The following is a 21,293-nucleotide window of genomic DNA, read 5'->3' on the forward strand; positions in this document are numbered from 1 at the left end:
AGGGTTTCTACACGAAGTAGGAACGATTTTTCAGAATATGACTGCAGCATGCTCATTAGGCAGGTGATGTCATGTGTGAAAAGATATAAAATTAGATTGACAATAATCAAAAAATATAATTTAATAAGCTTAAGAAATTAACTAAAACGTTTAAGTCACTTTGAAATTAAGGGGGGAACACGCATTGTTTCTTGGTATAGATATAGGATCAGGCGGTACAAAAGTGATCTTACTTAATAAAGAAGGACAACTAGTTGAGGCGTCTGAAATTTCATATTCATTTGATGTTCCGAAAGAAGGTTGGAGTGAACATGATCCAAATGAATGGTGGACAGCGACGTTGAAAGCGCTAACTAAACTATTTGAATACAACGACCCCGCTAAAGTGGAAGCGATTGGCGTCACTGGCCAGATGCATAGCAGTGTACTACTGGATTCACAAGGTGCTGTTATTCGAAAAGCCATTTTGTGGAACGATCAAAGAACTGAAGTAGAATGTAAAGAAGTTTTAAACCATATAGGGGAAGATAAATATCGAACATTAACGATGAATACACTTTTTCCAGGGTTTACACTTCCAAAAATCATGTGGCTCAAAAAGAATGAGCCAGAACATTACGAGCGAATATCGACGGTTTTCATGCCTAAAGATTTTATCAATTATAAATTAACCGGAGTTGTGGCAACTGATGTTACAGATGCTAGCGGGACAGGAATTTTCGACGTTTATAATCGAGAGTGGAATTCAAATATAATCGAAGAACTTGAACTCAATCCGGAATGGTTTCCTCCCCTATACGAAAGTGTAGAGGTGATTGGAAAAGTCAAACATGCTGTTGCAAAAGCGATTGGATTAAAAGAAGGAATACCTGTTATCGCTGGAGCTGCAGACAACGCTGCAGCCGCAATTGGAAACGGTGTCTTTAAGGAAGACAAAGGGTTGATTAGTATAGGTACCTCAGGAGTTGTACTAGTACCTATAAAAAACAGACCAGACAAGGAATTTTTAACAAAAACAAATTCTTCTCTTCATATTTTTTGTCACGCTCTGCCAAATACATGGTACGCCATGGGTGTTACGTTAACTGCCGGTGAATCGCTTAAATGGTTTCGGCATGCATTCGAAATCGAGGATGACTTCCAAAGCTTAATAATGAAAGCAAAGGCAGTGGGCCCGGGATCAGGAGGACTCATCTTTACTCCTTACTTATCAGGAGAACGTACTCCACATAATGATTCGAATGCTAGAGGTGTTTTCTACGGCATGAATTTGACCCATCGTAAAGGACATTTTATTCGTTCAGTGATGGAGGGGGTTTCATACAGCTTAAAAGATTGTCATGAGCTGATTAAAAACATTGCGACTGTAGATTCCTTTGTCATAACAGGCGGTGCCGTAAAGAGTGAATTGTGGAGTCAAATTTTAGCTGATGTATTAGGAGTGTCTCTAAAAAAATCTGCTCAGTTTGAAGGACCTGCAATAGGTGCAGCAATCTTGGCAGGTATTGGTGTTGATCACTGGAAAACACCAGATGAAGCAACCGAAAAAGTGATGAACAAAGACTTAATTACCCCTAATGAAGAGCATTGTGATTTATATGAGGAAAGCTTTACAAAGTATCAAGACATATACAAAAAGCTATCGGCTAAATAATGTGGTCTACCAGTAAAGGGAGTTAGAAAATAATGAAGAAAAAGAGGCCAACGTTATATGATGTGGCAAAAGAGGCTAACGTTTCGATAGCAACTGTCTCCAATGTTCTAAATAATAAAGACGAAGCAAGTGCAGAAACAGTGAAGAGGGTCAATGAGGCCATAAAGTATCTTGGGTATTCTAGAAATGAATCGGCTAGAAGTTTAAAAAGTGGAGAAAGTAAATTAATTGGGCTAATCGTACCCGATAATAACCCATTTTTCACTGAAATATTAGACGGCATTCAAGAAGAATGCGAATATTATGACTGGCAAGTTGTTGTAGCGAATTCGGAAGAAAGTGAAAAAAAACAGAATCAACTCATTGGATTACTATCTGCCCAACAAGTAAGCGGTATTATTTTAGCACCTGTATCACATACACTGGGCCCATTGAAAATGATCGAAAATGCACCAATGGTATTAATTGACCGTGAAGTAGAAAATATGAAGCTGTCTGTCATAAAAGCAGATAATATTGATGGAAGTTTTAAAGCAACAAAGACGTTACTGAAAAATGGTCATAAGAGAATTGGTCTTATACTAGCTTCACCAGGAATTAGTACTACCGTAGAGAGAAGACAAGGCTACATAGATGCATTAAACAGCCAAAATATAAAAGTAGATGATGAACTCATTCAATTTGGCGGCAACTATACAGGGACGAAGGCTCAAATGAACGGGGGCTATCAAGCTGTTATGAATATGATGAAACTGCCCTCACCTCCAACCGCTATTTTTGCGACCAACCATCTGTTAATGATGGGAGCGGTGAAAGCGATAAAGGAACTCAAGCTTCGTATTCCTACAGATATGAGCTTTATCGGTTTTGATGATCATCCGTGGCAAGAAATAAGCGATCCTACCTTTACGATTGTCGCTCAACCAGCTTTTGAAATGGGAAGACAGGCTGTTCATGCCTTACACAAATTAAAATCAAGTGAAGAAGTGATCTCAACTTCTTTGCCGCTGCAGCTAATTATTCGTGAATCATGTGGAACAGTAAAATAAGGGTCCACATGATTTTTATTAACTTGAACTTAAACGTTTAAGAAAGGAGAGATATTGGATGACTGTTCAACCATTTTTAATAGAAATGAAAGGGATTTCAAAGTTTTTCAATGGAATTAAAGCCATCAGCAATGTCAATTTAAACATCCGTAAAGGAACAGTTCATGCATTAATGGGTGAAAATGGAGCAGGAAAATCAACAACGATGAAGATTTTATCTGGCATTTATAAACCGACTGAAGGAACCATTCTGATGGAGGGGAAAGAAGTTTTTCCCCATACACCTAAAGCAGCTTTAGACTATGGAATTGCGATGATTCATCAAGAATTGAGCCCCATTTTTGAAATGACAGTAGCTGAAAATATATTTCTAGGCAGAGAGCCGTTATATCCGAAAGTCCATTTAGTGAACTATCCCAAAATGTATAAAGATACGAAAAAAATGTTTGAAAATCTTGATTTATCGATTAACCCAAAAAAGAAGATGAAAGAATTAAGTGTTTCAGAGATTCAAATGGTTGAAATTGTGAAAGCGGTCTCTTACGATTCGAAAGTAATTATTATGGATGAACCTACCTCCTCTCTAGCTGATAAAGAAGTAGAACAACTATTTAGCATTATTAATCGATTGAAAAAAGATGGGAAAGGGATTATTTATATCTCACACAAAATGGATGAAATTTTCCGTATTGCTGATGATATCACCGTTTTTAGAGATGGAGAATACATTTCTACAAACTTAGCAAAAGATCTGGATCAGGAAACATTAATTAAACAAATGGTTGGTCGAGAGCTTACAGATGTTTTTCCAGAGAGAAGCCCTTCGATTAAAGAGGAAATGGCTCTTAGTGTCGAAGGAATTTCTGCACCAGGTTATTTTGAAAATGTCAGTTTTCAAGTGAAGAAAGGAGAAATTTTAGGCTTAACCGGTTTAATGGGAGCAGGGAGAACAGAAGTAGCCAAAGCGATATTCGGCATGATCCCTATTGAAAGTGGATCCATTAAACTTAAAGGTGAACCGATAAAAATTAAGGAACCGAAAGATGCGATTAAACATGGAATTGCTTTCGTAACAGAAGATCGAAAAGAAGAAGGACTAGTGCTTCCTATGTCCGTTAAGCAAAATATTACTCTGACATCATTAAAGGATGTCTCATCAGGACCTATGATGAAAAGGAAGAATGAAAATGAAGTAGCTGATGATATGATTAAGCGACTCAAAATTAAAACGTATCATCGGAATCAGCTTGTAGAAACGCTGAGTGGAGGAAATCAGCAGAAAATTGTTTTAGCTAAATGGCTTTTAACAAATCCACAGATCTTAATTTTAGATGAACCAACGAGAGGCATCGATATAGGCGCTAAAACAGAGATTTATAAGCTGATGGATCACCTTACGCAAGAAGGATACTCTATTATCATGATTTCATCGGAAATGCCTGAAGTGTTGGGCATGAGCGATCGGATCATCGTACTTAGTGAAGGTAAGGTGATGGGAACACTAAGTTCAATAGACGCTACGCAGGAAAAAATCTTAAGTTTGGCTACAGCCAACAAGATGGAGGTCTAAAATGAATAGCCAATTATCGACAAACACCTATAAAGAAACAAAAGGAAAAGCTAATGTTAAACATATGTTATCAGAATATGGAATTTTGCTTGCTTTACTCGGTATGGTGGTTGTATTAACAATTTTAAGTCCTAACTTTTTAACGTCAGCTAATATGTTAAACCTCTTTAAACAAGTATCAATTAACGCCGTTTTAGCTATTGGAATGACCTTTGTTATTTTAACAAAAGGCATTGATTTATCCGTTGGTTCCATCTTAGCTTTCTCAGGTATTATTACAGCCTCTTTCGTTGTAGGAAACGATACAAATTTATTTCTTGGAATTATTGCAGGCCTTGGAGCCGGATTATTACTTGGAGCTGTTAATGGTATCATCGTTGCCAAGTGGAAAGTAACCCCATTCATTGCGACATTAGGAATGATGGCCATTGCAAGGGGACTTACTTATATTTACAGTGAAGGTCAGCCGATTTCTGGTTTATCGGATGCTTTTCTTATCATTGGAACAGGTGGTTTTATCGGTATACCATTTGCTGTATGGATTGTTTTAATTACCTTTGCCATTTGCAGTATATTGCTCTATCGTACGAAATTTGGGCGATATGTTTATGCAGTGGGTGGCAATGAGAATGCTGCTAGAACATCCGGTTTAAATGTCGATCGAACGTTAATGTCTGTTTATTGTATTAGCGGCTTGCTTGCGGGACTTGCAGGGGTTCTTCTTACATCACGTATTTCATCCGGTTTACCGCAATCAGGGGTTTCTTATGAACTAGATGCCATTGCAGCAGTTGTTATTGGCGGAACAAGTTTAATGGGAGGCCGTGGCCGATTATGGGGAACATTGGTCGGGGCACTCATTATTGGTGTTTTAAATAATGGATTAGATTTATTGGCTGTATCATCTTATTGGCAGCAGGTGATTAAAGGAGCCATTATTATTATCGCCGTTTTAGTTGACCGTAAGCGAACGTAATCAAGGTAGGAGAAGGGATCAACCTTTTTTTATAAACATTAAAATATAGGGGGAATTTTTCATGAAAAAGATCAAAAGTTCATTTTTAATGCTTGTTATTTTGGCAACGTTCTTAATGGCAGCATGCAGCTCCAATCTACAAACAAATTCAGGCAGTAAAGACAACAGTGAAAAGAAAGATACAGATTCTATTACAATTGGTTTCCAAGTATATGGTTTACGAGGAGAATTTGCGACAAATTTAACGAATGCTATGAAAGAACAAGCAAAAGAATTGGGAGTAAAACTTGTCGTAATGGATGGAAATTATGATGTTAGTACAGCTATTTCACAATTGAAAAACTTAGAAAGCCAGCAAGTAGATGCGATTATTGTTAATCCTATCGATCAAGAAGCTCTAAATAACACTGTGAATGGCATTGTCGATGGGGGTATTCCTGTATTAGGTGTGAATGCATTCTTATCAGCTGAAAAGTTGACTTCTTATGTTGGTTCACCCGATGTAGTTGCAGGCGAAACAGAAGCGCAAGAAATTGTAGATGCTTTAGGTGGAAAAGGAAATGTTGTTATTTTTGAAGGACCAATTGGACAAACAGGTCAAACACAAAGAAAAGAAGGTATTTATAACGTCCTTAATAAAAATCCGGAAATTAAGGTGATTGCAGAACAAACAGCAAACTGGTCAAGAGCAGAAGCGATGACAATCATGGAAAACTGGATTCAAACTCACGGTGATAAAATTGATGCGGTTATCGCACAAAATGATGAAATGGCTATTGGAGCAATCAATGCATTGCGTGCTCAAAACATGAATGATTTACCGGTCGTTGGAGTTGATGGGGTGAAAGACGCTCTTCAAGCAGTGAAAAAAGATGAAATGATTGCAACAGTTTATCAAAATGCAATTGAACAAGGAAAAACAGTCGTTGAACAGGCAGTGAATGCAGCAAAAGGTGAAACAATTGAGAAAAAGTATGAAATTCCATTTGAGCTAGTAACAAAAGAAAACGTAGATGAATACTTGCAAAAATAATTAAAAAATGTTGGAGAAGGAGCAGTTGAATGTGATAAAAGATGCAATAAAAACAGAAGATTTTACAGATCTTAAAGGCACGATGAAGTCAGCAGTGCTTACAAGTGTAAAGAATATCGAATTGCAGCAAATTGATATTCCAACACTAAAGAATGATGAAGTTTTGATTCGTGTAAAAGCGGTTGGCCTCTGCGGATCGGACGTTCATTATTATGAGCATGGTAAAGTCGGAAACTTTATTGTCGAAAAACCAATTATTTTAGGTCATGAAGCATCCGGAGACATCGTTAAAGTAGGGAAGGATGTGACGCATCTTAAAGAAGGTCAGCGTGTATCAATCGAACCAGGAGCAACTTGTGGTGAGTGTGTCCATTGTAAAGAAGGCCGTTATAACTTGTGTCCAAGTGTAGAATTCCTTGCTACTCCTCCTTATGATGGAGCTTTCTGTGAGTACATAGCGATGAGAGCTGATTTGGTCTTCCCTATTCCAGACAGTATGAGCTATGAAACAGCTGCACTAGTAGAGCCATTTTCAGTAGGGGTACATGCGATTCGCCGGGGCGATCTCCAGCCGGGTGAAACAGTTATTATCATGGGAATGGGCCCGATTGGATTAGTAACAGCTGCAGCTGCTAAAGTGGCAGGAGCGAAAATGATTATCGGAGTCGATTTAGAACAAAATCGTTTGGATGTTGCAAAAGAAATGGGTGCTACTCATACGATTAATTTGCGTGAAGAAAAGCTAGAAGAAAAAGTGAATGAATATACGAATGGTTTTGGCGTAGACCTGGCAATTGAAACAGCTGGCAATCCTAAAGCAGTTCAAGGAACACTTTCATCCGTACGAAAAGGTGGAAGAGTAGCCATTGTGGGAATGTCACCTCAAGATGAAGTTCCTATGAGCATTTCTAGTATGATCGACAAAGAAGTTGATATTAAAGGTATTTTCCGTTACCACGATACGTATCCAACGGCCATTGAAATGCTTGCATCAGGTAAAATTGATATTGAAAAAATGATTACAAATGAATATCCATTAGCTGAAACAGCGGAAGCTTTTGAAAGAGCGATTCATGATAAAACAAACACACTGAAAATCATGATTTATCCAAGCTGATTTTAACTCTCAATCTTTGGCTTCTCGAAGTTCTATAAATCAATAAAATATAAATCCACCTATTGGTAAGGTGTGGGGATATACCTCGACAACAAACCAAAAAGGTGGATCTTTTTTTACAACCTAAAGTAGATCTTTTTAGTCTTGTTTACTTGATAGGGGCCATAACACAATACCCAGGTCATCAACTAGATGCATAAGCACCTAGCTTGTTTAAAACTGTCCATTTTACAGAGCACAGTTGAGCTTATATAGAATGCTTTTTTACTGATTTCGCTAGGTAGCCGCCTTTAAACTTTCTTGCTTCATAAGAAATTAAAAAAGCGGAAGGCTCATATTCTTGTATGATCGAAAATACCTCTTTTTCCCTGCTTCGTAATGTTAAAATTTCGAGTTGAAAACGTTGACTGTCTTTTCCTTCTCCTACAAACAATGTGACACCAAAGCCTTCTTGGCGTAATGATGAGATGAAATCATCATTTCTATTCGTAATATTTGCGACAATTGTGGTATACCCAATTGCAAGTTTCCCCTCTACATATCCACCAATAGCAATACCTAAAGCAAAACCAATCGCATATACAAGCATGGCGCAAATGCTTTGCTCCCCGGTAAAGATAATGGCTAAACCAAATACATATATTAAAGCTTCTATAAATCCTAAAATAGAAGCAAGGAACTTCTTTTCTTTTACTAAAAAAATAATCCGCAGCGTATAGACAGGTACATAAATTAATTGAAGTAAAAAGATCAATAATATATCCATGGATGGACCCCTGCTCACTTATAAGTGCAGAGTTTTTAGTTACATAAAAACCAAAAAAGCTTACAGAAAAGATGAAGGATTTTTCTGTAAGCTGAGAAAACAATAACCTGTAGCAAGTTTGGTTTATAAATAACCTTTAATGTTTATTATTGGTAATAATTGCCTCGCTTAGTGTAAGTGATTTCGTTTCAGGAGCCCAAGCGATTGATACAATTGCGCTAATAACAAGTACAGCTGTAAGACAGAGCATTGTATATTGAATCCCTATACTTGCAATCCCCATTGGAAGCAAGAACGTACCAACTGCCGCACTTAACCTACTTTCAGCTGTTGCAAGTCCTACGCAAGAAGAGCGGATTTCTGTTGGAAAGCTCTCGGCAGGAAATACCCCAACCAAGCATTCTGGTTCAAAAAAGATGTCATTTTAGGCGATAAATTACGCATGTTAGCACCTAGCATAAAAGCTATCTTTCCTTTTCTGAAAGATAGCTTTTATGCTATTTTGATGCCTATAACTAAACTGTCAAGTGCGGCATCTACAATTTCTGTTGTAATCGAAGTAAGTTGATTAATATCTAGGATTCTTTTGATTTGTGTAAAAAGCCGTTGAATGAGTCTGAAATTACCGCATGTCATTTTAATCATGCTGGCTAATGTTTCATAACTATTAGCCTGTAAATACATTATTATATCTTTTGAATGAATATGGCTGGACTAGCATATTAGTTATGGCTGCACGCCAATTTTTGAAATGCTCTGTTTCTCGATGTTTTAACTGATCTGCCTGTGTATGATACATTTCAACTAATACGAACTGGCAAGGGACATCTGAGTCTTGTAACACGTCAAAGCGAATAACGCCGGATTCTTTTAAACTGTTTGAGGCATTCTCAATGGTTGCTGCCTTGAAAGAAGAGAGATATTCCTCCTTTACGAGAATTGAAACATGTACGATATACATTGATATCTCTCCCACTTTACCGATTTGATCCCTCTTTTTATGTGTAAGTTAGATTTTATAACGGTGCATTACATCTTTTAAAAGATAGGGGCTTATTTTTCAAGATTGTGTGTAATTTCTTTTGCAGAAGCGATAACAGTAGGTGCCCAACTTAATACCTTTTCCTTTGAAAAACGGAAGCTTGGACCGCTTACGCTAAGAAAGGAAACGAGATTACCTTGTTTGTCTAAAATCGGTGCTGAAATACCGTTCTCATTTTCATCTGATTCTAAAAAGTTTGTTGCGAATCCTTGCTTTCGGATAAGCTCAATTTCTTCATACAGTTTTTCACGGTCCGTAATGGTATGGAGGGTAAACTGTTCAAGCTTTCGATCCAACAAAATGTCTAGCTCATTCTGACTAAGATAGCTTAATAAAAGCTTCCCGTTCGATGTTCCATGAAGAGGCATTGTCGAGTTAATATAATCTGCGACACGGATGCTCTGATTAGAAGGATTGATTTGATCAATGGTTAGTACACCAAATGTTTTTGGTACACTTAAGAGAACAGATTCATGGACTTTCTCAAGCAATTGCTCCATTGCTCTACGTGCTCGACGAATGAGCGGATTGTATTGATCCATCCCGCTTATAAGTTTTGTTGATGCATAACCGAGCTGATAACCTTTTGTGAATGGATCCCGCTCTATAAAGTCTTGTCCTTCTAACGTAGCAAGTAAACGCCATACTGTTGTGCGGTTCAAATTTGCTTTAACCGCTAGGTCAGCGGCTAAAACGGGTGTATTACTATCCGCTATTAATGTAAGCAATTTCAGTGCGCGATCGACTGCTTGAACGGAGGAAACTTCCTGCTTTTTATTCGGTTTTTGGTTAGTTGTATTATTCAAATTATTCATATCAATATTATATCGTAATGCTATATCCTTGTCATTGTCTCCGCAGTTATTCCTATCAATTGATTCGTTATTCACCGCTGTAGAAGTTATTTGTAGCGCTCTCATATGTTTCAAGTTGATTTTGAATATACATTTTTTCCTCTGAAGGTGCCATAAGCGCATTTTTAATCGCATTAAACATTGCTTCACGTGAATTTACTTTGATTTTTGTTTCGTCCTCACATTGCGGATCAATCCAGCAAGCAACGAGTAACGAAATGTCCCCTAAAAAATCTTTATCTAAAAGGCCTTCTTTAACCGCATCTAAAACTCCTTGACCAATACCTAATTGTGCAGCTCCATAAAAGAATCGCTCATATTTTTCATCTTCAATTGTAATTTTATTAATTACAATGGTTGCTGGTTTGATGACATTACCTAGTCCTAGGCAAACAAGAAATGGTACATGCCCTTTTGAAGGGTTTGCTAATGTTCTAACTGCTTCAGCATGAGAATTAGATCCTCTTCTTGCAATAATTACATTTATATGACTTCCATTTGGCGCCTCTCCACCAAACGCTTCACCAAATTTCCCATCTAAATATGTTAATAATTCCTGTGCTTCTTTCGTTACTTCAAGATTTTTCATATTTTTCAGCTCCTTATTTTTTCGCATTGTGAACAAAAATTTCGTTTCGCGAATTATTTAAAATTATAAAGCAGATATTTGCTAAGTGTCAAACAAAAATTTTTAAATCTATTTTTTTGAAATACTAACTTTTTTGGGGGGATAAACGATGTCATTATACTTCATATATATAATCGCAATAAAATCGCAGAGAGCTATTAATTAAAATATTTTTTTGAAAATATTGAATTGACAAACTCACAAATTACGAATTATAATTTGAGCATGATTTCAAATAAAGAAAAAAATGTTCGTTATGTGAACATATCTTCAGGGAGGAATGAAGTAATAAATTATCATGGGAACATCTTTTTATTCTGAATGAATCATTGTTAGCGTTTTCATTATTTGTTTGTAATGGCAGATATATAGCATGGTATCCCCCATTGAAGGTACAAAAAGGGTGTAAAACTCGTTTAAATGCAGGGGAATGAATAAATTTACAGGAGGTTATAACATGTCAAACGTACAGCTAGCAGCAGAAAAACATTTAAACTTCATTAATGGTGAGTGGACCGGTGGCAATTTAAAAACATTTGATGTGATTAATCCAGCCAACGGTGAAGTAATTGCGAAGGTGCCAAACAGTGGAAAAGCTGAAACAGATGAAGCAATTGAAGCGGCACATACAGCCTTTCAAAGCTGGTCAAAGACTGCAGCCACAGAGCGTGCTCAAATTTTAAGAAAAGTTGCGGAAATGATGCATGAAAATAAAGAGGAACTGGCAAAAATCATGACATTAGAAATGGGGAAACCACTTGCTGAATCAAGGGGGGAAGTAAATTATGCTGCATCTTTCTTAGAGTGGTATGCCGAGGAAGCAAGACGTGTATATGGACGTACTGTTCCAGGTAGAAGTGCGAACAACCGTATTCAAATTGTTAAACAGCCAGTTGGCGTCGTTGCGGCGATTACACCATGGAACTTCCCGGCAGCAATGATTACTCGTAAATTGGGTCCGGCACTTGCGGCAGGATGCACAATTGTTATTAAACCTGCAGAATCTACACCGTTAACAGCAATGAAGTTAATGGAATTTTGTGAAGAAGCGGGAGTGCCAAAAGGTGTTGTCAACTTAGTTACTGGTAACCCCGGAGAAATTGGGGAAGCGTTTATGAGTAATCCAAAAGTTCGTAAAGTAACATTTACTGGATCAACAGCAGTCGGAAAACATTTAATTCGACAAAGTGCTGATACAGTGAAAAATATTTCGCTTGAGCTTGGTGGCCATGCACCATTAATTATTTTTGATGATGCGGATATTGAAAAAGCGGTTCAAGGTGCAATTGCTTCAAAATACCGTAATGCAGGTCAAACGTGTATTTGCATAAACAGAATCTATGTTCAAGCAAATGTGTATGAAAAATTTGTATCAGCTTTTAAAGAAGCTGTTAGTCAATTAAAAGTAGGAAATGGTCTAGATGAAGGTGTGGACATTGGGCCAATGATTAATAAAGCAGGGTATGAAAAGGTTGATAAGCATGTACAGGACGCAGTTAGTAAAGGCGCAGAAGTAGTCATTGGTGGTCAAGGTGAAGTCCTAAATGACAATGCTTGCTTCTATCATCCAACAATAATAAAAGATGTAACACCTGAAATGGTCATTATGAGTGAAGAGACATTTGGACCTGTCGCACCCATACAAAAGTTTGAAACTGAAGAAGAAGTAATTGAGTTTGCAAATAATACTCCATATGGTCTTTCAGCATATTTTTACACAGAAAGCGTAACTCGCGGAACGAAGATTATGGAATCATTGGACTACGGTATTGTTGGATGGAATGATGCATTACCGTCAACGGCACAAGCACCGTTTGGTGGTATGAAAGAAAGCGGTATCGGTCGTGAAGGTGGTATTGAAGGCATTGAGCCGTATTTAGAAACAAAATATGTTTCTTTAGGCCTTTAATTTCTAAGCGAAGCATCACTTATAAGGTTGAATGAATATTAACAATATTTTATTATAAAAAATTTATAAAATGATAACGGGGGTACATCTTTAAATGAAAATGAAAGCAGCTGTTTTAAGAGAAGTAGGAAAGCCTTTACAAATTGAAACAATTGATTTAGCTCCGCCAAAATCCAACGAGGTTCTGGTTAAAATCGCAGCTTCAGGTGTTTGTCACAGTGATTTGATTGCACAGGAAAGTCCAGGAACACCAAAACCAGTAGTTCTTGGGCATGAAGGAGCGGGTGTAGTAGTTGAAGTTGGAGAAAATGTTAAAAGCGTAAAGCCGGGTGACAAAGTAACATTAAGCTGGATTCCGTATTGTGGTGTGTGTGTATATTGTACAAATGGACAAGTACATCTTTGTGAATCAGCATTCGGTCCTATGGAGAAGGGTTTCTTACCAGAGGGATCATCACGTTTAAGTAAAGATGGAGAGATGATTTATCATGATTCTGTTTTGTCAACGTTTGCAGAATATGCAGTTGTTGACGAGATGTCATGTGTGAAGCTTCCAGATGCAATGCCGCTAGAGCAAGCAGCACTATTAGGTTGCGGTGTTGCGACAGGTTACGGGGCAGTAGTAAATGCAGCAAAAGTTACACCAGGATCATCGGTTGCAGTGTTTGGCTGTGGGGGTGTAGGAATTAACGCGATTCAAGGTGCACGAATTGCAGGTGCAAGTAAAATAATTGCCGTTGATATGAAACCGCAAAACTTAGAAGCTGCGAAAAAATTTGGTGCTACACATGTTGTGAATCCTGCCGATGGAAATTTAGAAGAAGTGGTTAAATCATTAACGGACGGTGTTGGTGTTCAGTTTGCGATTGATGCAACAGGGAATACGAAGGCAACTGCAAGTGCGTGGGATATTACACGAAAAGGTGGAGTAGTCGTTGTTGTAGGATTCTACACTACGAAAGAATTAACCATTAATGCTGAATTGTTTCACCGCCGTGGAAAAACATTAAAAGGAAGCAGCTACGGAGATATTAATCCACTTCGCGACATTCGAAATCTTGCACAGCTTTATTTAGACGGAAAATTAATGCTTGATGAATTAATTTTAAATACACTTCCATTAGAAGATATTAATAAAGCATTTGACGGATTCCATGATTGTTGTGGGGTAAATGTGGGAAGAACGGTTGTTTCATTTCAAGACCATTCAAAGAACGAAGATGAACAAGAGCTTACTGAAACAGTTTAATTAACACATCTTCTTGATTCATGTCGTTCACATGGATCAAGAAGGTCATTTATGTTACTTATGAAAAATGGATAAATTTATTTTCCTTTCATCTTTTGAAAGGGCTTACTTAAAAACGCGAGGTGGATTTCAATGAAAAAGTTGTCGCCAGTATTTATTATTTCATCAGCAATAACATTGATTTTTATTATATGGGGTGCATTAGTACCTGAAAATCTGAGTTCAGTAACTAGTGTGATTCAAACGTTTTTACAAGGGAATTTTGGATGGCTTTATTTAACTGCTGCTACCGCATTCTTAGTATTTTTACTTTATTTAGCTTTTTCTCGTTATGGTCAAATCAGATTAGGGAAAGATACTGATAAACCTGAATTTAGTACTTTTACCTGGTTAGCAATGGTGTTTAGTGCAGGTATGGGGATCGGTCTTGTTTTCTGGGGGGCTGCTGAACCAATTAGTCACTTCCATAATCCACCGTTTGGAAAAGGTGAATCAGCTGAATCTGCGGCCTTAGCAATGCGCTATTCATTCTTTCATTGGGGATTTCATGCGTGGGCTATTTACGCTATAACAGGATTAGCGATAGCATATTTTGCATTTAGGAAAGGGGCTTCACAAGTACCAAGTGAAATATTACGCCCAATATTGGGCAATAAAGTAGACGGTGGACTTGGACGAGCTATCAATGTCATCTTCATCATGGCAACTGTTTTTGCTATTTCAGGTCCACTAGGGATGGGTGCAACACAAATTAGTGGAGGTATTTCCTATTTAACAGGTATACAAAATAACTTTACAACTCAAGTAATCGTTATCGGAGTTGTTACAGTTCTATTTATGCTATCTGCCAAAACGGGTCTTGAGCGAGGAATTAAATATTTAAGTAATACGAATGTTATACTTGCGATCTTCTTACTGGTTTTTGTGTTTTTTACAGGACCAACAACCTTTATTCTGAATGTGTTTACATCATCATTTGGTGATTACATTCAAAATTTACCAAATATGAGCTTAAACCAACGTCCATTTGAGCAATCTTCTTGGTTTCAAGACTGGACAGTTTTTTATTGGGCTTGGTGGGTTGCTGCTGCGCCATTTGCTGGTTCTTTTATTGCACGTGTTTCTAAAGGAAGAACAGTACGTGAGTTTGTATTAGGCGTGCTTATCGTACCAACAATTTTCGGAATATTGTGGTTTAGTGTATTCGGTGGCACCGCAATTTCTTTAGAAATGTTTGATCATTTTGGAGTAAAAGAAATTATGGAAAATCAAGGAGTAGAAGTTGCATTATTTACTATATTGAAGGGATTACCATTAGGTACAATAATATCATTCCTAGGAATTCTATTAATAGGAACATTCTTTATTACAACTGCAGATTCCGGAACATACGTCCTAGCTATGCAAAGCACTAATGGTAATTTAAATCCATCAAATTCCATGAAATTTATTTGGGGTATTCTACAATCATTAACTGCCGTTATTCTGTTATGGTCTGGGGGCTTAGGCGCCATAGTCAGTGCGTTAATCATTATTGGATTCCCACTAGCCATCATTTTGATACTTACAATGTTCTCTTTATTGAAGTCCTTTAAAAATGAGGCAGAAAAAAAAAGCTTCAATGAAGAAAAAGAAAAAGTTAGTTAATAACATAATACTAAACATTGAAAGTACGAAGGTCTCAGACCTTTGTACTTTTTATATAAGAGGTTTAGAAACAAAATAGATGATAGAGAAAAAGCCTAAAAGGGAAAGAAAATTCGCAACGTTAGGAGAAAGAGAATATGTCAAATTTGCGGGAAGAAGCTCTCAACATGCACAAAGAAAAGAAAGGGAAACTAAGTGTTTCTTTAAAGGTTCCAGTACGTGATGCAACAGATTTAAGTCTTGCATATTCTCCCGGTGTAGCGGAGCCTTGCTTAGAAATTCATAAAGATGAGGATAAAGTTTACGATTATACAATGAAGGGGAATCTTGTGGCGGTCGTATCAAATGGAACGGCTGTACTTGGTCTCGGGAATATTGGCCCGAAAGCAGCCATGCCCGTTATGGAAGGAAAAGCAGCATTATTCAAATCATTTGCAGATATTGATGCATTCCCTCTTTGTCTAAATACAGAAGATCCTGATAAAGTGGTCGAAACAGTTCGAGTGTTGGAACCCACCTTTGGTGGAGTGAATTTAGAAGACATTGCGGCCCCTCAATGTTTTGAAATAGAAGCTCGTTTAAAAAAGGTTTGTCAAATTCCTGTTTTTCATGATGACCAACATGGAACAGCGATTGTCACGGTTGCTGGGCTAATCAATGCTTTGAAACTAGCAGACAAAAAAGTAGAAGAAATTCGTGTTGTGATAAATGGGGCGGGTGCTGCAGGGGTGGCGATTATTCATCTCCTTCTTCGTATAGGAGTGAAAGAAGTCCTATTATGTGACACAAAAGGAATTATTTATGAAGGTCGTCCTGATGGGATGAACCTATTCAAGGAGAGATTAGCTCGTATTACGAATAAGGAATTAAAACAAGGGACATTGGCAGAAGCTCTTGTAGGAACAGATGTATTTATCGGCGTATCTGCTGCAGGAGCCGTCACGGAAGAGATGGTTCGATCTATGAATCATCATCCGATTGTTTTCGCGATGGCTAATCCTACACCTGAAATTTTTCCAGATAAGGCGAAAGCAGCCGGTGCATTCGTTGTAGGGACAGGCCGTTCTGATTTCCCGAATCAAGTCAATAATGTACTTGCATTTCCAGGCATTTTCCGTGGGGCTTTAGATGTTCAGGCAAAAGAAATTAACGAAGAAATGAAGCTTGCCGCCGTCTATGCGATTGCTGAATTAGTCTCTGAAAACCTCCATACAGATTATGTGATTCCAGATCCATTTGATCGAAGAGTAGCCGCATATGTAGCTTCCGCTGTTGCAAAAGCAGCAATAGAAACGGGTGTTGCCCAAAAGATCGTTAATCCGACAGAAATACAATACCGATTGCTTAAGCTCTCTAAGGAAAAAGAATACGCATAAAAAGCAGGGGGTATTATCTTATAGCCATCAAGTTAAGCAAAGCGCTGACAAAAAGGACGTTTTACAGAGAAGCTTAGGTGTAACCTTCCATAAGAAGTCAATGGGAAGTTTTTTTATCCCGCATTAACGGGCAGTAAGACCCCCGTTTCAAGACGTCGAAAAGAAGGATAAGCGGGGGATCAACTGTCCGTAAAAGCCCGATTGGTTCGGGCCGGCTGAAGCCGGTCACTTAGGTATTGCCGCAGGACGCGGCGCTCTTTACCTGAGTTCCTTTTTATTCAGTGGGGGATAAGCGGAACGCAGACTAAGATCGTCACGTCCTGTGACAACGTCTGCATGATTCACATCCTGTGAACCTAATCTCCACTGAATGAAGTTTCACTTTATCCTATTTAATCAGATTTTCTGACTAACGAAAGAACTCCAACGATAACACTCAATAGGTAGATTAGTAAGAATGTATAAACATTGAAAAAAAGACTATTTGTATATTGGTTAAACCAACCGAAGCGATAAATTCGTGAGTTTTCATTGGCTAGCGCCCCCCTAGTGCAGCTACAAGTTCATTCGTATGCTCAATTATTAAAAATAGTAATAAGAAACAGCTTACAAAACAAAGAGTTAAGATAATCATGTTTAATTTCTTACTAATTCTATCTATAAGTATCGTCCTCGTCATCTTAGCTGTAAGGAAATAGGCGGCAATAAAGAACGGGGATAACCCTGATATCGCTAAAATACCAAGATTTCCATTACCAGAGGTTGTATCAGGTGGTATCGTAAATAACCATTCTATTGCAATAAATCCAATGAATGAAACAAGAAGTAACCCTAAAGTTAAATATTTCATTTTCAAAATAGATCACTCCTTGATTAAAATATAACCATTATTATGGTGAAATGATAGATCAATTTTAATAGAATAAATGCATATATTACCATAATTTATCTAGTATGGTCTGCTTATTTTGGTTTTTTATAGTATAATAGCCAAAAAAGTAGGGGAGCACATGTTTACATGACAGGGCAAAGAAGTGGGGTAAGACGGAAAAAGCGTCGGTTGAAACGGTCGATACGGCTCACGGTAGCAGCCTTTTTTTTATTAATTATCGGGGCACTTATGGTGAATGTGGTGACGACAAAGCAAGAAGTGAGCAATGTAGAAATTGAGCAGCAGCCGAAACAAATAGTGGAAACGAAAGAACCGGAAAAAACAACGATTACGATTAGCGCAGCCGGCGATTTTACGCTCGGTACGGATGAGTCGTTCACATATGAAGGATCATTTCCGCATGAAGCAGAGAAAAAGGGATTGTCACACTTTGTCAGCGGGCTTGGCGGTGTGTTTAAAGAAGATGATCTGTCGACGGTTAATTTAGAAACAACATTAACAGAAGCAACGAAAAAAGCAGAGAAGAAGTTCCGCTTTAAAGGGGATCCCGACTATGCGCAAATTTTGACAATGGGTGGGATTGAAGCGGTCAACTTGGCGAATAACCATATATATGATTACTTGCAGCAAGGCTATGATGACACGATTGTGAATCTGGAAAAAGAAAAGATCGGATATTTTGGCTATGACAATCACTTTGAAACGGAAGTTAAAGGAATAAACGTCGGCGCACTCGGTTATGAAGGCTGGCAGGATAGCATAGAAATCCGTGAACAAGTAGAGAAAGACATACAGAAAATGCGCAATGACGGCGTGGAAATCATCATCGTTCATTTTCACTGGGGTGTTGAGCGAAGCTATGTGCCGGAAGAGTCGCAAAAGACACTTGCACGGTTTACAGTAGACACGGGAGCTGATCTCGTTGTCGGCCATCATCCACATGTCGTGCAGGGAATTGAAGAGTATAATGACAAATTTATTGTCTACAGCTTAGGAAACTTTATGTTCGGCGGCAACAGGAACCCGGCGGATAAAGACACCTACGTGTTCCAGCAGACGTATCATTTAGAAGACGGAAAGCTGACGGATAAGAAAGAAATAAAGGTCGTGCCGTTTTCAATTTCGTCATTAATGGAGCGAAATGACTACCAGCCGACTCGTTTAGAGGGCACTGAAAAAGAACGAGTAATGAATAAAATTATTGATGCATCAAACCGGATCAATGGAACGGACGTTGACTGGATGAAATATGAAACAAAACCGCCCAATTAACGGACGGTTTTTTTTGTCTATAAATTGAAAGAAAGGGCGCTTAATCTTGGTTCATTGAGTTAAGAAATGTACATATAGATTTTCTTTACCCAGGGGAAAAGGAAGGTAAACAATATTTCGAAAAAATAAATTTTTTTTTGAGTGTTTTATTCTTTTGGAATAAAGGTATATTAACTGTAACAACTAGGAAAGGACAGAGGGAAATGAAAGAAAAATCAGATAAATTTATTATATCAGCATACAATAGAGCTGTGGAACTTCAACTTGAACCGGAATTTATTCGACTTTTAGAAATTGAGCTCGAACGACGAGGGATTAAATATAGATTTTACTATGCACAACGTATGTGATAGATGAACAACGTTTTATTTAGAGAATCCCCAAACTTCTTTAAGAGTGTTTCGAAAAAGTTGGTCGAGCTGCGGTGTTGGATCTGGGATATGGAAGCTGACGCTTTTAGCATATGCTTCAAGCATGATCAATTCTTCTGTCAAAAAAGTATTGATCATGCTGATTTTTGGCTCAAGATCAAGTTCATCACCAACGCTTTTTCGTTTAAGTAATGTTTTGATTTCTATTTTTAATGGTCCGTCCGGTACGATGCGTCCAAGCAGTGTATGAAATTCATTTGGCGGGAATTCATTGTACAGGGCAATCCATTTTGCAGCTAGCACGGGGCGTAAAACATAAAATTATTTCTTTATTTTCACATGATCGGCCTGCAAAAATTCACGGAAGTTTTTGTTCGCCATATTTAGATAATGATACAGGCAGGACGACGGTGCAAAAATGCTTTCGCTCAACATGTTCATCTGATCAATCGTCGAAAAGGCTTCGTAATAGACAATGCTGGATCGGAGCCACTCCAAAAGCGGCGGATGCGATTTACGGAACAATTTCAATGCTTTCGTCAACTCCCAACCACTTATGTCAAGTAAATCGTTGATGGGCAGCTCAATTACGTCACGTTTTTTACCGACACCGACTAGATCAATGCTTAGATAATAATCGGCCGGATGCACGTAAATAAACCGGACATCATAATCACTGGCTTTCGATGGAAATCCCCACGCCCGGCTTCCGGCTTCGCATGCGTACAATATTTTCACATTGTCGTCTGTTTCGATTTTTTTCAGTGCATCAAGGATCATTTTGTTCATTACGAATCCCTCCATAAAAATTGTAAGGTAGCTTTGACTCGTTATGTTTCTTTTCTTAACTATGTGTGATGATGTCCATTTCGTCAATTCAAAAACAAGAATGGGAAAAGGCTGAAGTAAGGAATGTTTACTAGAATCATATGAGAATTAAAATGCAAACAAGCATGCTATAATAATATCGAAATATAAAAATAAAAGGGATGTGCATGTATGGAGCAGGAGTCGATGCGAGCGGAGATTTTGTCATGGATAAAAGCGATCGTACTGGCGGTTGTTGTGACGGCTGCATGTAAGTATTTTTTCTTTGAGGGTGTTGTTGTGCACGGGGAGTCGATGCTACCGACGTTTGAGGATAATGACAAAGTGATTGTAAGCAAGATGACGAATGTTGAGCGTTTTGATCAGATTGTGTTTCATGCACCTGATTCCGAAGATAATTATATAAAGCGTGTTATCGGTGTGCCGGGTGATGCGGTTGAGATGAAAGACGATGTGCTCTATATTAACAAAAAAGCGGTAGATGAGCCTTATTTAGAGGAAAATAAAGAAAGTCTGATCATCGGACAGAAGTTGACCGCTGATTTTACGTTAGCGGAATTGACGGCTCATGATACAGTGCCGGATGGGTATTTGTTTGTGCTTGGAGATAACCGATCAGTGAGCAAAGACAGCCGCACTTTCGGTTTGATTCGAGAAGATTCGGTGATTGGCGAAGTACAGCTGCGGTTTTATCCATTGAGTTCGATTAAGGCTTATTAAAAAACGTTCCGTGCCAGGGACGTTTTTTTGTTTACATATTAAATGGCTATCAACGAATAGAATAGTTTATCCCGCATTAACGGGCAGTAAGACCCCCGCTTCAAGACTTTGAAAAGAAAAGAAGGATAAGCGGGGAATCAACTGCCTGTAAAAGCCCGATTGGTTCGGGCCGGCTCAGGTATTGCCGTAGGACGCGGTGCTCTTTACCTGAGTTCGGAACGCAGACTAAGATCGTCACGTCCTGTGACAACGTCTGCATGATTCACATCGTGTGAACCTAACCCCTACTGAATGAAGTTTCACTTTATTTTTATGAAATTTGGGTAAATTGAATAGTCAG

Annotated in this window: 19 protein-coding genes and 1 pseudogene; 13 read left to right on the forward strand and 7 right to left on the reverse strand. The window is 38.2% G+C overall.

Features of this window, described 5'->3' with window-relative positions; translation table 11 throughout:
* The first annotated feature begins 184 nt into the window (after positions 1-184).
* From xylB to BLL40_RS14570, 6 genes are all read left to right on the forward strand, one after another.
* Positions 185-1,654 carry a xylulokinase gene (gene xylB, locus BLL40_RS14545; RefSeq protein ID WP_073712592.1) on the forward strand — a complete coding sequence of 490 codons (1,470 nt, stop codon included), beginning with the start codon at positions 185-187 and terminating at the stop codon, positions 1,652-1,654.
* Positions 1,655-1,686: 32 nt separating this feature from the next.
* Positions 1,687-2,703, forward strand: coding sequence for a substrate-binding domain-containing protein (locus BLL40_RS14550; RefSeq protein WP_073712593.1), 1,017 nt, complete (start codon positions 1,687-1,689; stop codon positions 2,701-2,703).
* Between the two features lie 58 nt (positions 2,704-2,761).
* Positions 2,762-4,273, forward strand: coding sequence for a sugar ABC transporter ATP-binding protein (locus tag BLL40_RS14555; RefSeq protein WP_083566552.1), 1,512 nt, complete (start codon positions 2,762-2,764; stop codon positions 4,271-4,273).
* Position 4,274: 1 nt separating this feature from the next.
* Entirely contained in the window at positions 4,275-5,249 is a 975-nt protein-coding gene (locus BLL40_RS14560) for an ABC transporter permease (RefSeq protein ID WP_073712594.1), read from the forward strand.
* 61 nt (positions 5,250-5,310) lie between these two features.
* On the forward strand, positions 5,311-6,282 hold the full coding sequence (locus BLL40_RS14565; RefSeq protein WP_073712595.1) for a substrate-binding domain-containing protein: 972 nt from the start codon (positions 5,311-5,313) through the stop codon (positions 6,280-6,282).
* 31 nt (positions 6,283-6,313) lie between these two features.
* Complete coding sequence (locus BLL40_RS14570; protein ID WP_281247273.1) at positions 6,314-7,399, forward strand: NAD(P)-dependent alcohol dehydrogenase; 1,086 nt, start codon at positions 6,314-6,316, stop codon at positions 7,397-7,399.
* Positions 7,400-7,646: 247 nt separating this feature from the next.
* On the opposite strand, the gene BLL40_RS14575 is transcribed toward BLL40_RS14570, so the two are convergent.
* From BLL40_RS14575 to BLL40_RS14600, 5 genes are all read right to left on the reverse strand, one after another.
* Positions 7,647-8,165 (reverse strand): DUF2179 domain-containing protein, encoded by a 519-nt coding sequence (locus BLL40_RS14575; RefSeq protein WP_073712596.1) that lies wholly within the window; start codon positions 8,163-8,165, stop codon positions 7,647-7,649.
* Positions 8,166-8,301: 136 nt separating this feature from the next.
* Positions 8,302-8,562 carry an MFS transporter gene (locus BLL40_RS14580; protein WP_245797965.1) on the reverse strand — a complete coding sequence of 87 codons (261 nt, stop codon included), beginning with the start codon at positions 8,560-8,562 and terminating at the stop codon, positions 8,302-8,304.
* A 270-nt stretch (positions 8,563-8,832) separates the two neighbouring features.
* The gene (locus BLL40_RS14590) at positions 8,833-9,126 is read right to left on the reverse strand and encodes a putative quinol monooxygenase (protein ID WP_073712597.1); all 294 of its coding nucleotides are present in this window, start codon (positions 9,124-9,126) and stop codon (positions 8,833-8,835) included.
* A 92-nt stretch (positions 9,127-9,218) separates the two neighbouring features.
* Positions 9,219-10,022, reverse strand: coding sequence for an IclR family transcriptional regulator (locus BLL40_RS14595; RefSeq protein ID WP_073712598.1), 804 nt, complete (start codon positions 10,020-10,022; stop codon positions 9,219-9,221).
* Positions 10,023-10,089: 67 nt separating this feature from the next.
* Positions 10,090-10,650: a formaldehyde-activating enzyme gene (locus tag BLL40_RS14600; protein WP_073712599.1), complete on the reverse strand. Its 561-nt coding sequence runs from the start codon at positions 10,648-10,650 to the stop codon at positions 10,090-10,092.
* Positions 10,651-11,146: 496 nt separating this feature from the next.
* Here BLL40_RS14600 and BLL40_RS14605 point away from each other — a divergent pair, with 496 nt between their 5' ends.
* The 4 genes from BLL40_RS14605 to BLL40_RS14620 all read left to right on the forward strand — a co-directional run bounded on the left by BLL40_RS14605 (position 11,147) and on the right by BLL40_RS14620 (position 16,870).
* On the forward strand, positions 11,147-12,598 hold the full coding sequence (locus tag BLL40_RS14605) for an NAD-dependent succinate-semialdehyde dehydrogenase (protein WP_073712600.1): 1,452 nt from the start codon (positions 11,147-11,149) through the stop codon (positions 12,596-12,598).
* 94 nt (positions 12,599-12,692) lie between these two features.
* Entirely contained in the window at positions 12,693-13,847 is a 1,155-nt protein-coding gene (locus BLL40_RS14610) for a Zn-dependent alcohol dehydrogenase (protein WP_073712601.1), read from the forward strand.
* 132 nt (positions 13,848-13,979) lie between these two features.
* Positions 13,980-15,494: a BCCT family transporter gene (locus tag BLL40_RS14615; RefSeq protein ID WP_073712602.1), complete on the forward strand. Its 1,515-nt coding sequence runs from the start codon at positions 13,980-13,982 to the stop codon at positions 15,492-15,494.
* A 137-nt stretch (positions 15,495-15,631) separates the two neighbouring features.
* Positions 15,632-16,870: an NAD(P)-dependent malic enzyme gene (locus BLL40_RS14620; RefSeq protein ID WP_073712603.1), complete on the forward strand. Its 1,239-nt coding sequence runs from the start codon at positions 15,632-15,634 to the stop codon at positions 16,868-16,870.
* 535 nt (positions 16,871-17,405) lie between these two features.
* Here the strand turns inward: BLL40_RS14620 and BLL40_RS14625 are convergent.
* On the reverse strand, positions 17,406-17,726 hold the full coding sequence (locus tag BLL40_RS14625; RefSeq protein WP_083566554.1) for a hypothetical protein: 321 nt from the start codon (positions 17,724-17,726) through the stop codon (positions 17,406-17,408).
* Between the two features lie 162 nt (positions 17,727-17,888).
* Between BLL40_RS14625 and BLL40_RS14630 the strand changes: the two genes are divergently transcribed.
* Together BLL40_RS14630 and sda are read left to right on the forward strand one after the other, a co-directional pair.
* A complete protein-coding gene (locus BLL40_RS14630; RefSeq protein WP_073712604.1) occupies positions 17,889-19,034 on the forward strand; it encodes a CapA family protein in 1,146 nt (381 codons plus the stop codon).
* A 203-nt stretch (positions 19,035-19,237) separates the two neighbouring features.
* Positions 19,238-19,384 carry a sporulation histidine kinase inhibitor Sda gene (gene sda / locus BLL40_RS14635; protein WP_073712605.1) on the forward strand — a complete coding sequence of 49 codons (147 nt, stop codon included), beginning with the start codon at positions 19,238-19,240 and terminating at the stop codon, positions 19,382-19,384.
* Positions 19,385-19,399: 15 nt separating this feature from the next.
* Here the strand turns inward: sda and BLL40_RS14640 are convergent.
* Positions 19,400-20,194: pseudogene (locus tag BLL40_RS14640) on the reverse strand (nucleotidyltransferase domain-containing protein).
* 210 nt (positions 20,195-20,404) lie between these two features.
* Between BLL40_RS14640 and lepB the strand changes: the two are divergent.
* Positions 20,405-20,953, forward strand: a complete 549-nt coding sequence (lepB, locus tag BLL40_RS14645) for a signal peptidase I (protein WP_073712606.1) — start codon at positions 20,405-20,407, stop codon at positions 20,951-20,953.
* The last annotated feature ends 340 nt before the right edge of the window (positions 20,954-21,293 follow it).

This window comes from Domibacillus mangrovi (genome assembly GCF_001906925.1).
In the GTDB taxonomy this organism is placed as follows: domain Bacteria; phylum Bacillota; class Bacilli; order Bacillales; family Domibacillaceae; genus Domibacillus; species Domibacillus mangrovi.